The sequence below is a fragment of the Isoptericola haloaureus genome (genome assembly GCF_036689775.1).
GTDB classification, from domain to species: Bacteria; Actinomycetota; Actinomycetes; order Actinomycetales; family Cellulomonadaceae; genus Isoptericola; species Isoptericola haloaureus.
The window spans coordinates 257,921-271,577 of sequence record NZ_JBAGLP010000117.1 but is presented as its reverse complement, the minus strand read 5'-3'; the positions used below and the strand labels follow the sequence as shown (position 1 = coordinate 271,577).

Genomic DNA, 13,657 nt, shown 5'->3' with positions numbered 1-13,657 from the left:
GGATCAGCGCAGGCCGTAGGCCCGGGTGATCTCCTGCTCCAGCACGTTGCCGGCCGTGTCGGTGACCTCCACCCGCACGGAGACGAACTCCGCGTCGTCGGACAGCTGGTTCACGACCGCACGCAGACCGTCCTTGCCGTGCCGGCGGACCGGGACCTCGCGCCACGTCCCTCCGTCGTCGGTCGAGACCCAGAAGCGGGTCTCGGCGATCGGGGCCGCCTCGGCGCCCGGCTGGTGGTCGACGGTCACGTCGACGTGGTGGGCGGAGGCGTTCGCCCGGTTGAGCAGGTCCACGTCGGGGTGCAGGCGCGCCCGCAGCAGCGGCAGGACCTCGGTCTCGCCGTCCTCCGGCGTGCTCTGCACGGTCCAGGCCGTCGACGTCGCGGTGGACATCGTCCACCAGTCGGCGTCACGGGCGACGTCGAGCTCGATCCGGTACTCGGCGGGCTCGGAGCCCACGGCGAAGGCGCCCTGGGCGCGCATGCCCTGGGCCACCGGCTCGCCGTCCTCGAAGAGACGGAACGACGACGAGTCGCTGCGGTAGTAGAACCCGCCCCAGTGGGCGTCGGAGTCGGTCCACTCCTGGACGTTCAGCATCATCCGGTCGCCCGAGCGCGTGGCGGTGTCCTGCCCGTACAGGCTGAACCCAGGAGCCATGACCTGGGTGAGGAAGTTCTCCTCGACCTTCGCGCCCGCCTCGTAGAGGTGCCGGGTGTCGGCCATGTACGCGCCGTAGGGGTTCGTCGGCGAGGAGTTGATGTAGTAGTTGTGGCCCCACATCGTGTCGTCGGCCGTGACCATCTCGGTGCGCACCATCGGCGCCTCGAGGATCCGGAGCAGGCCGAAGGCCGACGCCTCCCACGGACGCCAGCGGTGCCGGGTGTCGGCGATCCCGACACCCTCGACCTGGGCCCGGTAGCTCGCCGTGACCGTCGCCGAGTTCTCCGCCGTGACCGCGTAGTCGAGCTCGGCGGGGACCCCGCCCTGCTCGGGGAACATCGTCTCGTACAGGTAGGGGCTCGCCGCGATCGCGGTGACGCTCAGGTCGACGCTGCCGCCGTCCATCAGCGTGCGGACCGCGTCGCCCTCGGCCTGCGTCATGGTCAGGTGCGGGATCGCGCCGGGAACGCCGTTGATCATCACCAGCCCGGGCTCGTGGTTGTGGAAGAGCACGGCCTGCGCCCCGGCGTCCTCGGCGGCGGCGATCTGCGCGCCGAACGAGTTGCCGGTGCGCTCCACGAGCGCGATCTTGCCATCGACGTCGAGCGAGGCGTAGTCCTCGACGGCACCGAGGCCGGCGTCGACGAGCTCGGTGTCGATGTCGCCGTCGAGACGCTCGCTGAAGCGGGCGTACCGGGCGGTCAGGTCGAGGGTCCCGCCGGCCGTCACCTCGATCTCGGGGGCGCGCAGCGTCTGCGAGTTGTAGAACTCGAACGCGCCGACCTCGACGTCCGGCGTCGGGGTGACGGAGAGCGCCCCGATCGGGGCCGACATGCTCCAGGTGTGGGAGTACGGCGTGCCCTTCGCGTCCACCCGCTGGTAGGCGACCTGCGTGCCGTAGACCTCGGTCTCCCGCGGGGTGTCGACGTCCACGGACACCGCGTCCCGCGCGTCCAGCTCGACCGCGGTGTCCTCGGTGACGAGGACCTCGGGGGCGAGCACGGCCGTGGCCTCGAGCGCGTAGCGTCCCGACTCGTCGTAGGTGTAGGTGAGCCCACCGACGCTGTAGTGCCCCGCGGGGACGCGGAAGGTGGCCGTGCCGTCCGCCTCGTAGCGCACGTTCGGCTCGTCGTAGGTGGCCCGGTCGTCGACGTTGATGACGTCGATGCTGCTGAGCCCGCCGGCCGGCAGACCCTTGCGGTCGGTCGACTCGACGACGAGGTCGTAGCGCTCGGCCTCCTTCGTGAACGCCACGCCGGACCGGAGCACCTGGCCGGCGGCGTCGGTCGCCGTGAGGTAGCCGGAGTACAGGCCCGGCTCCCCGAGGGTCGGGTCGACCGTGACGGAGACCTCGACGGACCCGGCGACCGGGACGGTCAGGGTGCCCTCGTCCGCGACGACCATGCCCGTCGCGGGTGCGGTGCCGTCCGCGTCGGCGATCTCGAGGTCCACGTCGAGGGTCACCTCGGCCTCACCGACGTTGCGGTAGGTGACCGTCCGCGTGACGGGAGCCGTGTCGTCCTGCGGGTAGTCGAAGAAGCCCATGCTCAGCGAACCGGTGTCCGCGAGGACCGGCGTCGACATCGCGCGCGGGAGGTCGATCCGACCCGTGCCCTGCTCGAAGACGCTCTCGTCGCCGAGCAGCGCGGTCGTGGCGAGCAGCCCCTTCAGCTCCGGCGCGCTGAGGTCCGGACGCTGCTGGAGCAGCAGCGCCGCGGCACCGGCGACGTGCGGGGTGGCCATGGAGGTGCCGCTGACGGAGGTGTAGTGCTCGCCGACGACCGACCCGCGGTTCGTGCCGGCGGCGCGTCCCGCGACGATCCCCACACCCGGTGCGGTGACCTCCGGCTTGAGGGCGTTGTCGCCGGCGCGCGGTCCCCGGCTGGAGAACCGGGCCACGACGTCCGCGTCGTTCACCGCGCCGACCGTGAGGGCCGCGCTCGCCGCCCCCGGCGACGTCACGGTGCCCGAGCCGGCCCCGTCGTTGCCCGCCGCGACGACGAAGAGCGTGTCGAACTCCTCGCTCAGCTCGTCGACCGCCTGGCTGCCCGGGTCGGTGCCGTCGGTGTAGAGACGGCGGGTGCCGACGCTCATGTTGACGACGTCGGCGCCGCTCTCGGCGGCCCACTCCATGCCGGCGATGATCTCGGAGAGGTTGCCCACCCCGTAGTCGTTGAGGATCTTGCCGTTGATGACGTCGGCCTCGTAGGCGACACCGCGATAGGTGCCGTCGGAGGCCGCGCCCGTGCCGGCGATCGTCGTGGCGACGTGCGTGCCGTGACCGTGCCGGTCCGTCGCGCTGACGGCGTTGCTGAAGTTCGCCTCGGCGACCACCTTGCCGACCAGGTCGGGGTGGGAGGCGTCGATGCCGGAGTCCAGCACGGCGACGGTCATGCCCTCGCCGGTGTACCCGGCGTCCCACAGCTCGGGCGCGCCGATCTGCGGGGTGCTGACGTCGAGCAGGGCCTCGACACGGTGGTCGAGCCAGATCTTCTCGATGCCGCCGGTCCGGGCACGGGAGCGCTCTGCGGCCGCGGCCTGCCGGTCCAGCGCCGCGAGGAACGCCCCGGCGTCGTCCTTGTCGATGTCCGCGCTCACGGCACCGATCGACGCGAGCGTGCGCTCGACCTCGATGCCGGGCAGGGTGCTGCGGCTGCGGGCGGTGGGGACGGTGTCGCCGTAGTCGACGATCACCGGGATGTCCTCGCTGGCGGCGTCGTCGAAGCCGTCCTCCACGAGCTGCTTCACGTCGAACAGCGCCGGGTCGAGCAGGCTGGGCACGTGCTGCGCGACGTCGGACGGGACGACGTACACGTGCCCGTCGACCTCGCGCTTGCTGAACACCGGGACGGCGCCGTCGGGGCGCTCGGCCGCCTCGACGTCGATCGCGATCGCGTCGTCCGGGTAGGACGTGACGTGCACCCGGTCACCGGTGAGCAGCGTGACGACGGCGCTCTCCGTCCCGGGCTCGGGCGGCGCGGCGGTGGTCGACGGGTCGGCGTCGTCCGCCTGGGCGGACAGTGCGACCAGGGGGGCCAGCAGCACCCCGGCGCACGCGCCCGCCAGATATCGCCTGAACTTGTTCACTGAGCAGCTCCTCGTGCCTCGTGGGCCAGAGATGACGTCGACGTGGTGACGTCATGACTTTTTTGCTGGGGATCACGAGGGATACTCCAGGAGCGACGGTGTCGCGGGCAAGGAAATCCATGGCGGGGTCATGCCAGTGACGCAAAGCCGCCACGACGACTCCGGCCGCCACTTCTGATGAATCGGATGCCGAAGAGGGGTATTGCCAAGTCGGCTTCTGCTGTTATCTTTCATAAGTACGGGGCGAGCGCCGAACGGGAACCGCCGGCGCTCGCCCCGGTTCCAGGTGTCCGACGGTGGACACCCCCCTTTCGAGAGGATTCCCGACGATGCGACGCTCTCTCCTGACCCGAGCTGCCACGACCGCAGCGGCCGCAGGACTCGCCCTTCCCCTCGTGGCGGCCGCGCCGGCCGTCGCCGACGCACAGCACGGCACGGCTGCCGGCGCCTCGGACCAGTGCTCCGGCCGCTCCGTGCCGGCCAGCAAGATCTCGTTCCAGCTCTACAGCTACAGCGGCTGGCAGCAGGAGATCGGGATCGACGCCGTCCTCGGCGAGCTCGCCGACATCGGCTACAAGAACGTGGAGCCGTTCGGCGGCAGCTACGAGGGCCGCACCGCCGAGGAGTTCCGCGCGCTGCTCAAGGAGCACGGGCTCAAGGCGCCGAGCTCCCACGGCAGCACCGACCCCGAGGCCTTCGAGGAGACCTTCGACTTCGCGAAGACCATCGGCCAGAAGTACACCGGCTCGGGCGGCTTCGCCGGACCCGGCGTCCCGTTCTTCGGCGGCAGCACGTCGTGGGAGAGCGCCATGGAGACCGCCGAGGCGATGAACGCCGCCGGCGAGGCCTCCGTCAAGGCCGGCACCGGCAAGCACTTCGGCCACAACCACTGGAACGAGTTCGCGCTCGACGTCACCGACCCGGCCACCGGCGAGACGATGAGCTGGTGGGAGGCCGTGGCCCAGAACACCGACCCGCGGTACGTCGCGTTCCAGGTGGACGTCTACTGGGCGACCGACGGCGGCGCCGACGTCGTCGAGCTGCTCGACGAGTACGGCGACCGCATCGACCTGCTGCACATCAAGGACGGCGACCTGTCGGGCCCCACCCCGGCGTTCGGCACCCAGACCGTCGTCGGCGAGGGTGACATCGACTGGCCGTCGGTCCTGGAGGCGGCCCAGGGCAAGGTCAAGTACTACGTCATCGAGATGGACGGCGCACCGACCGACGCGAGCTTCGCGCGGGAGAGCTTCGAGTACCTGACCTGCGCGGACTTCTGACAGATCCGGTCCCGGCACGACGACGGCGCGTGGCCTAACCCGCTCGGGGAGAGGCCACGCGCCGTCGTCGTGCCCGTCGCGTCCGTCGCGCTCAGGGACGCAGCAGGGCCTTGACGGCGCGGCGCTCGTCCATCGCCGCGAAACCCTCGGCCGCCTCCTCCAGCGGCAGGGTGAGGTCGAAGACCTTGCCCGGGTCGATCTCGCGACGCCAGATGAGGTCGATGAGCTCGGGCAGGTACTGACGCACCGGGGCCGGTCCGCCGTGCAGGTGGACCGCGGAGAAGAACAGCAGCTCGCCGGGCAGCGAGACGTCGTGCGTGACGCCGACGAACCCGACGTGCCCGCCGGCCCGGGTCGACTGGATCGCCTGCAGCATCGACTCCTGGGTCCCGACGGCCTCGACCACGCTGTGCGCGCCCAGCCCGTCGGTCATCTCCTTGATCCTCGCCACGCCCTCGTCACCGCGCTCGGTGACGATGTCGGTCGCGCCGAACTCCCGGGCGAGCCGCTGCCGCGACTCGTGCCGGGACATGGCGATGATGCGCTCCGCCCCGAGCTGCTGGGCGGCGAGGACCGCGCTCAGCCCGACCGCGCCGTCACCGACCACCACGACGGTCTTGCCCGGGCCCGCCTCGGCCGCCACGGCCCCGAACCAGCCGGTCCCCAGCACGTCCGAGGCCGCCAGCAGCGACGGGATCAGGTCCTCGTCGGGCTGACCCGGCGTCGCCACCAGGGTTCCGTCGGCCTGCGGGACCCGCAGGTACTCGGCCTGCGCGCCGTTCATGCCCACGTACTCCGCGTGCACGCACCGGCTCTGGTAACCGGCCCGGCAGATCGGGCAGGTGTTGTCCGAGGCCCAGAAGGACCCGACGACGAAGTCGCCGACCTCCACGTTCCTCACGTCGGCGCCGATCTCCTCGACGACACCGACGTACTCGTGCCCCATGGGCATGGGGCCCGGAGCGGTCTCGATGCCGCGGTACGGCCACATGTCCGACCCGCAGACGCAGGCGGCCGTGACCTTGATGATGGCGTCGGTCGGCGCCAGCAGCGTCGGCTTCTCCCGCTCCTCCACCCGGACGTCCCCGGGTCCGTGCAGTACTGCTCCACGCATGATCGAGCTCCTCGTTCGGACGATGGCCGCCGGGCGGCCGGGGGTCGGGTCCTCGGGACCCGGGTCAGGACTCCCCGCGGAAGACCTGCTTCGCGACGGCCATGGCGGCCATGGCCTGCGGCCAGCCGGCGTAGAACGCGAGGTGGGTGAGGGCCTCGACGACCTCCTCCTCGGAGTTGCCGTTCTCCTTGGCCAGCCAGATGTGGAAGGTGAGCTGCTCGGTGTTCCCGTTCGTGGCCAGCACGGAGACGGTCACCAGGCTGCGCTCCTTGGGCGACAGCCCGGGTCGCTTCCACACGTCTCCGAACAGCACGTCGTCGGTGTAGTGCACGAGGCCCGGGGCGAAGTCGCCGAACATGCGCTCGGCGCCGGAGGGTTCGCGGTCCGTCATGAGATCTCCTTCAGGTGCGTGGGTGGGGGTTGCGTGAGGTGCGGTTCAGCGGGGCTCGAGCCGCAGGGTCGCGGCGACGGCCGGGGGCGCGATCATCGGTGCGACGTAGCTGCTGTACCGCCCGTACTTGGTGCGGTAGGCGTCGTCGATCGAGGCGTCGACGTCGTCGGTCGGCTCGATGAGCGAGACCTCGCGCTCGACGCCGCCGGCGTCGATCCGGGCTCGACCGCTGCGCAGCGCCTGGCGGTACCAGCCGCCGTCGGGCCCGCGGTAGGACCGGACGTACAGCTCGTCGCCGACCCGCACCACCCAGATGGGGGTCGGGCGGCGGAAGCTGCCGTCGGTCCGCGCGGGCGCGATGTGCAGCTCGCCGGCGTCGCCGACCGCGCTGAGCTCTTCGGGTGTCCAGGTGGTCATGGTGCTCCTCTCGACTGCCTCCAGGAAACGACGGATCCGTCGTTCCCGCGAGGCACTGACGAGAGGTGTACTGGCAGTACCTCGCGCGTCACCCCGACCGCTCGTACCGTCGAAGCATGGACAACCGCCAGGACGTACGTGAGTTCCTCACTTCGCGTCGCGCCAAGGTGACGCCTCAGGACGCCGGCCTCCCCCCGGGCAGCAACCGCCGCGTGCCCGGGCTGCGGCGCAGCGAGGTCGCGATGCTCGCCGACATGAGCGTCGAGTACTACGCGCGCCTCGAGCGCGGGAACCTCTCCGGCGTCTCGGACCCTGTGCTGGACTCCCTCGCTCGCGCCCTGCAGCTCGACGAGGCCGAACGGTCGCACCTGTTCGACCTCGCCCGCACGGCGAACCGTGCCGTGCAGGTGCGGCCCCGTCGGCGCGGCACCCGGCGCTGGGTCGCCCGTCCCGCGCTGCAGCTCACCCTCGACGCCGTCACCGAGGGCCCGGCGTTCGTCCGCAACGGACGCATGGACATCCTCGCGGCCAACCGGCTCGGCTGGGCCTTCTACGCGGACGTCCTCGCGGCGGGTGACGAGACGCCGAACCTCGCGCGGTTCACGTTCCTGGACCCCGAGCGGTCCGAGAGCTTCTACCCGGACTGGGAGGCCGCGGCGGACGTCGTGGTGGCGATCCTGCGCACCGAGGCCGGCCGCGACCCGCACGACAAGGGGTTGCACGACCTCGTCGGCGAGCTGTCCACCCGGTCCCCCGCGTTCCGCACCCGCTGGGGCGCCCACGACGTGCGGCACCACGGCACCGGCAGCAAGGGGTTCCACCACGACGTCGTCGGCGACCTCGACCTCTACTTCGAGAGCATGGACCTGACCGCGGAGCCCGGGCTGTCGTTCCTCGTCTACACGGCGGAGGTCGGCAGCGCCTCCGAGGAACGCCTGCGGCTGCTGGCGAGCTGGGCCGCGTCGCACGACTGGCCCGGCCACCCCGCTCTCGTCCCGACCACCTCCACCCAGGACGCTCCGACCGACGAGCACGCCTGACCCACGACAGGAAGGACGACCCCATGAAGGTCCTCACCGCTCCCCCGACCACCAAGAACCCGCCGGAGCAGTTCACCGGCGACGTGTGGCTCGACCCCATCGCCTACCCGCAGGACGCCGGCCAGACCATGGTCGTCGCCAAGGTCAAGTTCGCCCCGGGAGCCCGCACGGCGTGGCACTCGCACGCTCGTGGCCAGACGCTCCACGTCACCAACGGGTTCGCGCTCGTCGGCACCCGCGACGGCACGGTCGTCAAGGCCGGGCAGGGCCAGACGATCTACTGCCCGCCGGACGAGGAGCACTGGCACGGCGCGACGCCGGACAGCTTCATGGAGCACCTCGCGATGCTCGAGAACACCGACGACCCCGCCACGTCCACCACCTGGCTGGAGCACGTCACCGACGAGGAGTACGCCCGGCCCGCCACCGCGGCCTGAATCCCGGGCCGGTCCTTCGCACACACGACGTCGAGCGTCTCTGTTCCTCAGGAATCAGCTCGTGATTCCTGAGGAACAGAGACGCTCGACGTCGTGCGGGGTGCGTCAGGCGAGAAGGCCTGCGGTCTGGGTGCGGGCGCGCTCGAGGCGGGCGGCGACGTCCTGCCAGTTGGCGAGGTTCCAGAACGCCTTGACGTACTCGGCCTTGACGTTGAGGTAGTCCAGGTAGAAGGCGTGCTCCCACATGTCGAGCATGAGCAGCGGGGTGATGCCGACCGGGACGTTGGCCTGCTGGTCGAAGAGCTGGAAGATCAGCATCCGCTGGCCGACGGAGTCCCAGCCGAGCACGGCCCAGCCGGAGCCCTGGATGCCGGTGGCGGTGGCGGCGAAGTGCGCCTGGAACGCGGCGAAGGAGCCGAACTGGTCCTTGATGGCCTCGGCCAGCTCGCCGGTGGGCTCGCCGCCGCCCTCGGGGGACAGGTTGTGCCAGAAGATCGTGTGGTTGGTGTGCCCGCCGAGGTTGAACGCGAGGTTCTTCTCGTGCAGGTTGACCGCCGCGAGGTCGCCCGACTCGCGCGCCTCGGCCAGCTTGTCCAGCGCGGTGTTCGCGCCGGCGACGTAGGCGGCGTGGTGCTTGTCGTGGTGCAGCTCCATGATCTTGCCGCTGATGTGCGGCTCAAGGGCGCTGTAGTCGTAGGGCAGGTCAGGCAGCGTGTAGACGGCCATGCTGGTGTACCTCCGGTGTCGGGCCGCACCACGTCGAACGTGTGCGGCGTGTGTCTCGTCGTCCCGGTGGGTCAGCCGTACCGACCCCCGGTGCAGGATAGACAGAGACCCGCGTGCCGTGCCCGCCGGAGCGGGTCATCGGGCACGCGGGCCTCTGTCGGAACCTGGCAGGAGTCTCAGCGCTCCTGCTCGACGTTCGTCGCCCCCGAGGTCACCTCGGGGGAGGTCTGGGCGGCAGCGATCTCGTCGTGCTCGCCGTGCGAGTGTGCGGCGGCGAGCTCGGCGGGCGTCACCGGCTCGACGCGGTCCTCGTAGAAGAACCGCGACAGGCGCTGCCAGCGCTTCTCCGCCTTGTAGCCCGGACGCTTGACGCCGCGGGCGTCCGTGGCGGGCTCGATCTCGAGGGGCTTGTGCGCCGTGTAGTTGACGCGCAGCCACCGCTCCTGCTCGTCCAGCGGACGGTGGACCTCGATGTACTCGCCGTTGGCGAACCGCACGATCCGACCGGTCTCGTGCCCGTGGAGGACGAGCTCGCGGTCCTTGCGCTGCAGGCCGAGGCAGATCCGCTTGGTGATCCAGAACGCGATGACCGGTCCGGCGAAGAACAGGATGCGGAAGGCCCAGGTGATCTGGTTGAGCGACATCCCGAAGTGCGTCGCGATGAGGTCGTTCGACCCGGCGAGCGCCAGGATGATGAACGCCGTCAGGAACCCGACACCCAGGCCCGTGCGGACCGGGACGTTGCGGGGGCGGTCCAGGACGTGGTGCTCGCGCTTGTCACCGGTCACCTTGGCCTCGACGAACGGGTAGGCGAACAGGAACAGGAACAGCAGACCCGGGATCACCACGGCGGGGATCAGCACGTTGAGCGACAACGTGTAGCCGAAGATGACCCACTCCGTGCCCGCACCTGGCATCAGTCGCAACGATCCCTCGAGGAACAGCATGTACCAGTCGGGCTGCGCACCGGCGCCGACGGGCGAGGGGTCGTACGGCCCGTAGTTCCAGACGTTGTTGATGCTCATCGTGGCACCCATCAGGGCGAGGATGCCGAAGACGATGAAGAAGTTGCCGCCCATCTTGGCGATGTAGACGGGGAAGAGCGGGTAGCCGACGACGTTCTTGTCGGTGCGGCCGCCACCCGGGAACTGGGTGTGCTTGTGCAGCACCATGAGGAACAGGTGCACACCGATCAGGGCGAGGATGAGCGCCGGCACCAGCAGGATGTGCACGGTGAACAGGCGCGGGATGATGTGCTCGCCCGGGAACTCGCCGCCGAAGACGAAGTACGACATGTACGAGCCGATCACGGGGATCGACTTGATGACGCCGTCGGTGATGCGCAGGCCGTTGCCGGAGAGCACGTCGTCCGGCAGGGAGTAGCCGGAGAAGCCGGCGGCCAGGCCCAGGATCAGCAGGACGGTGCCGACGAGCCAGTTGATCTCGCGCGGCTTGCGGAACGCGCCGGTGAAGAACACGCGCATCATGTGCACCACGATCGCGGCCATGAAGATCAGGGCCGCCCAGTGGTGGATCTGCCGCATGAGCAGACCGCCGCGCACCTCGAACGAGAGGTCCAGCGTCGAGGCGAAGGCCACGGACATGAGCTGGCCCTGCATCGTCTCCGGGCCGGCGCCGTGGTACTCCTCGAGCGCCATCGACGGGTCGAAGAACATCGTCAGGAACACGCCCGTCAGCAGCAGCACGACGAACGAGAACAGGGCGATCTCGCCCAGCATGAACGACCAGTGGTCCGGGAAGACCTTGCGCGCGAACTCCTTGACGGCGCCACCGACACTGGTGCGCTGGTCGAGGTAGTCGGCGCTCTTGCCTGCCACGGTCTTCGGGGCGTCGTTGGTCGACGCGGTGGTCTCGGTGCTCACTTCAGTCGCTCCCAGAAACTCGGTCCGACGGGCTCGGCGAAGTCGTCCTGCGCGATGAGGTAGCCCTCGTCGTCGACCGTGATCGGCAGCTGGGGCAGCGGCCGGTTCGCCGGTCCGAAGACGACCTTCGCGCCATCGGCCATGTCGAATGTGGACTGGTGGCACGGGCAGAGCAGGTGGTGAGTCTGCTGCTCGTACAGTGCCACCGGGCATCCGACGTGGGTGCAGATCTTCGAGTATGCCACGATTCCGTCGTACGACCAGGTCTCGCCCTCGGGGGACTGGTCGGAACGCAGGTCCTCCGGGTTGAGCCGGACGAGCAGCACGACGGCCTTGGCCTTCTCGGTGATCCAGTCGTGCGACTGCATGTACTCCTCGGACTCCTCCGGGATGACATGCGCCGCGGAGCCGACGGTGAGGTCGGCGGCTCTGATCGGCCGACCCGTGGGGTCGTAGGCGAGGCGCTTGCCCCGCTCCCACAGGGTGTGCCGGAACTTGGAGATGTCCCAGTCACCGCCGACGCTGGAGATCAGCGGCACGGCGAAGGTGAGCGGGAAGAGCGCGAGCGCGGAGACCGCGGCCCCCTTGAGCACGCCGCGGCGGGCGATGCCGGAGTCCTCGACACCGTCGGTGAGGTGCTGGACGGCGACCTCACGGACCTCCGGCGAGCTCGCGAGCTCGTGGCGCTCGTCCACGTGCTCGTGGTCGCTCATGAGCGACTTGGCCCAGTGGATCGCGGCGATGCCGATGCCGAGCAGCGACACGGCCATCGTGGTGCCCAGCATGATCGTGGACAGCCGGGTGCCCTCGGTGGTGCCGTCGGGCCGGAACGCGAAGTAGGCCACGATGCTGGCGATCGCACCGACGCAGGAGATCGCGAACAGGATCACGACGATCCGCTCGTTGCGCTTGCGCGCCGCCGGGTCGGTGTCGGTCAGCCGCGGCTTGTGCTCGGGCACGCCCGGGTCGGTGAACCGCTCGGGGTGCTGGGCCCCCGACGTCGTGCTGACGTCGCGGCCGGGGGTGGGGTTCTGGTTCTCGCTCACGAGGACTTCGCTCCGATCCACACAGCGGCACCGATCATCAGCCCGAGGCCGACGACCCATGCCCACACGCCTTCGCTGACGGGCCCGAGAGAGCCGAGGGACAGCCCACCGGCCGACCCGTCGCGCTGCTCGATCAGGTACGCGATGATGTCGCGCTTCTCGTCGGGCGTGATGTTGGCGTCGTTGAAGACCGGCATCGACTGCGGGCCGGTCAGCATGGCCTGGTAGATGTTCCGCTCCGAGACCTCGTACAGGGGCGGTGCCCACTTGCCCTCGGAGAGCGCGCCGCCGGCGCCGACGGCGTTGTGGCACATCGCGCAGTTGGTGCGGAACAGCAGGGCGCCGTTCGACGGGTCGCCCTCGGCGCCGTCCACCTGCTCGTCGGTCGGGATCGCCGGACCGGCCCCGAGCGAGGCGACGTAGGCAGCCAGCTGCGCCGTCTGCTCCTCGTCCATCTGCCGGGGCTTGGCCGCGGCCTGGGGGCCGTTCATCTGCATCGGCATCCGACCGGTCGAGACCTGGAAGTCGACCGACGCCGCACCCACGCCCACCAGCGAGGGCGCCTCGGAGGTGCCCTCGGCGTTCGGGCCGTGGCACGTGGCGCAGTTGGCCTGGAAGAGGCGTTCGCCCTCTTCCACGTCGTTCGCTGTGCTGGCGGTGTCGGCCGTGGCCGAGCTCGGTGCCAGGACGGCGTACACGCCGCCCGTGAGCAGCAGCGCCAGCAGCATCAGCACGACCGGGGCGGCCCGGTGATGCCGGCGGGCGGCGAGTGCCTTCACGAAATTGTCCTCGTCTCGAAGGTGAATGGTGCAGGGACGTGGGGTCGGCGACCGCGCCGAGCCGGTGTGATCACTTCAGCAGGTAGATCACCGCGAAGAGGGCGATCCACACGACGTCGACGAAGTGCCAGTAGTAGGAGACCACGAGACCCGTGGTCACCTCGTGGTGGGTGAACCGCTTGGCGCGGAAGGACCGGCCGAGCAGGAACAGGAAGGCGATCAGGCCGCCGACCACGTGCAGACCGTGGAACCCGGTGGCGAGGTAGAAGACGGACCCGTAGGCGCTGGAGGAGATCGTCAGGCCGTGCTCGACGAGCTCGGCGTACTCGAAGATCTGCCCGGCGATGAAGAACGAGCCCATGAGGTAGGTGAGCGTCATCCACTCGTTCATGCCCCACCGGTTCACCTGCAGCAGCGAGCCGGTCCGCACCGGCTGGAACCGCTCGGCGGCCCACACGCCCAGCTGGCACGTCACCGAGGACAGGACCAGGACCGTGGTGTTGATCGCCGGGAACACGAGCGAGACGTTGTCGGCCTGGGCGGCCCACTCCTCCTCGGGCATCACGGAGCGCACCGTGAAGTACATCGCGAAGAGGCCCGCGAAGAACATGAGCTCGCTGGCGAGCCACACGATCGTCCCGACCGAGACGGTGTTCGGTCGGTTCACGGTCACGTGCTGGTGGGCGTGGGGGGCAGCAGCCGTTGCGGTCGACACGCGACCCATTATGGCCGACGTGCGGAAGGTTCGAGGACCAGAACCGCGCTTTCCGTGGAGACGACCACCACCGAATCTGCAG

12 protein-coding genes are annotated in these 13,657 nt (G+C 70.1%); 3 read left to right on the top strand and 9 right to left on the bottom strand.

The window, feature by feature from the left end:
• Positions 1-3 precede the first annotated feature (3 nt).
• Positions 4-3,747, bottom strand: coding sequence for a S8 family serine peptidase (locus V5O49_RS09420; RefSeq protein ID WP_332901997.1), 3,744 nt, complete (start codon positions 3,745-3,747; stop codon positions 4-6).
• 329 nt (positions 3,748-4,076) lie between these two features.
• On the opposite strand from V5O49_RS09420, the gene V5O49_RS09415 reads away from it, so the two are divergent.
• Entirely contained in the window at positions 4,077-5,027 is a 951-nt protein-coding gene (locus V5O49_RS09415) for a sugar phosphate isomerase/epimerase family protein (RefSeq protein WP_332901996.1), read from the top strand.
• A 91-nt stretch (positions 5,028-5,118) separates the two neighbouring features.
• On the opposite strand, the gene V5O49_RS09410 is transcribed toward V5O49_RS09415, so the two are convergent.
• From V5O49_RS09410 to V5O49_RS09400, 3 genes are all read right to left on the bottom strand, one after another.
• On the bottom strand, positions 5,119-6,141 hold the full coding sequence (locus V5O49_RS09410) for a zinc-dependent alcohol dehydrogenase family protein (RefSeq protein WP_332901995.1): 1,023 nt from the start codon (positions 6,139-6,141) through the stop codon (positions 5,119-5,121).
• A 64-nt stretch (positions 6,142-6,205) separates the two neighbouring features.
• Complete coding sequence (locus tag V5O49_RS09405; RefSeq protein WP_278235800.1) at positions 6,206-6,532, bottom strand: carboxymuconolactone decarboxylase family protein; 327 nt, start codon at positions 6,530-6,532, stop codon at positions 6,206-6,208.
• 45 nt (positions 6,533-6,577) lie between these two features.
• Positions 6,578-6,949: a DUF2255 family protein gene (locus V5O49_RS09400; protein ID WP_332901994.1), complete on the bottom strand. Its 372-nt coding sequence runs from the start codon at positions 6,947-6,949 to the stop codon at positions 6,578-6,580.
• 116 nt (positions 6,950-7,065) lie between these two features.
• Here V5O49_RS09400 and V5O49_RS09395 point away from each other — a divergent pair, with 116 nt between their 5' ends.
• Complete coding sequence (locus tag V5O49_RS09395) at positions 7,066-7,989, top strand: helix-turn-helix transcriptional regulator (protein ID WP_278235802.1); 924 nt, start codon at positions 7,066-7,068, stop codon at positions 7,987-7,989.
• A 23-nt stretch (positions 7,990-8,012) separates the two neighbouring features.
• The gene (locus V5O49_RS09390) at positions 8,013-8,426 is read left to right on the top strand and encodes a (R)-mandelonitrile lyase (RefSeq protein ID WP_332901993.1); all 414 of its coding nucleotides are present in this window, start codon (positions 8,013-8,015) and stop codon (positions 8,424-8,426) included.
• A 105-nt stretch (positions 8,427-8,531) separates the two neighbouring features.
• Here the strand turns inward: V5O49_RS09390 and V5O49_RS09385 are convergent, their stop codons facing one another.
• From V5O49_RS09385 to ctaE, 5 genes are all read right to left on the bottom strand, one after another.
• The gene (locus tag V5O49_RS09385) at positions 8,532-9,152 is read right to left on the bottom strand and encodes a superoxide dismutase (protein WP_332901992.1); all 621 of its coding nucleotides are present in this window, start codon (positions 9,150-9,152) and stop codon (positions 8,532-8,534) included.
• Positions 9,153-9,328: 176 nt separating this feature from the next.
• Positions 9,329-11,035, bottom strand: coding sequence for a cytochrome bc1 complex cytochrome b subunit (gene qcrB / locus V5O49_RS09380; protein ID WP_332901991.1), 1,707 nt, complete (start codon positions 11,033-11,035; stop codon positions 9,329-9,331).
• Positions 11,032-12,081, bottom strand: a complete 1,050-nt coding sequence (gene qcrA / locus V5O49_RS09375; RefSeq protein WP_332901990.1) for a cytochrome bc1 complex Rieske iron-sulfur subunit — start codon at positions 12,079-12,081, stop codon at positions 11,032-11,034. The genes qcrB and qcrA overlap by 4 nt, the downstream gene beginning before the upstream one ends.
• Positions 12,078-12,860 carry a cytochrome bc1 complex diheme cytochrome c subunit gene (gene qcrC, locus V5O49_RS09370; protein ID WP_332901989.1) on the bottom strand — a complete coding sequence of 261 codons (783 nt, stop codon included), beginning with the start codon at positions 12,858-12,860 and terminating at the stop codon, positions 12,078-12,080. The genes qcrA and qcrC overlap by 4 nt, the downstream gene beginning before the upstream one ends.
• A gap of 70 nt (positions 12,861-12,930) precedes the next feature.
• On the bottom strand, positions 12,931-13,584 hold the full coding sequence (ctaE, locus tag V5O49_RS09365; protein WP_332901988.1) for an aa3-type cytochrome oxidase subunit III: 654 nt from the start codon (positions 13,582-13,584) through the stop codon (positions 12,931-12,933).
• Positions 13,585-13,657: the final 73 nt, after the last annotated feature.

Excerpts from the sequence above, each read along its gene's own strand:
- V5O49_RS09385 (WP_332901992.1), bottom strand. The coding sequence starts at position 9,152 with ATGGCCGTCTACACGCTGCCTGACCTGCCCTACGACTACAGCGCCCTT.
- V5O49_RS09400 (WP_332901994.1), bottom strand. The coding sequence starts at position 6,949 with ATGACCACCTGGACACCCGAAGAGCTCAGCGCGGTCGGCGACGCCGGC.
- V5O49_RS09415 (WP_332901996.1), top strand. The coding sequence starts at position 4,077 with ATGCGACGCTCTCTCCTGACCCGAGCTGCCACGACCGCAGCGGCCGCA.
- ctaE (WP_332901988.1), bottom strand. The coding sequence starts at position 13,584 with ATGGGTCGCGTGTCGACCGCAACGGCTGCTGCCCCCCACGCCCACCAG.
- V5O49_RS09390 (WP_332901993.1), top strand. The coding sequence starts at position 8,013 with ATGAAGGTCCTCACCGCTCCCCCGACCACCAAGAACCCGCCGGAGCAG.
- V5O49_RS09395 (WP_278235802.1), top strand. The coding sequence starts at position 7,066 with ATGGACAACCGCCAGGACGTACGTGAGTTCCTCACTTCGCGTCGCGCC.
- V5O49_RS09405 (WP_278235800.1), bottom strand. The coding sequence starts at position 6,532 with ATGACGGACCGCGAACCCTCCGGCGCCGAGCGCATGTTCGGCGACTTC.
- V5O49_RS09410 (WP_332901995.1), bottom strand. The coding sequence starts at position 6,141 with ATGCGTGGAGCAGTACTGCACGGACCCGGGGACGTCCGGGTGGAGGAG.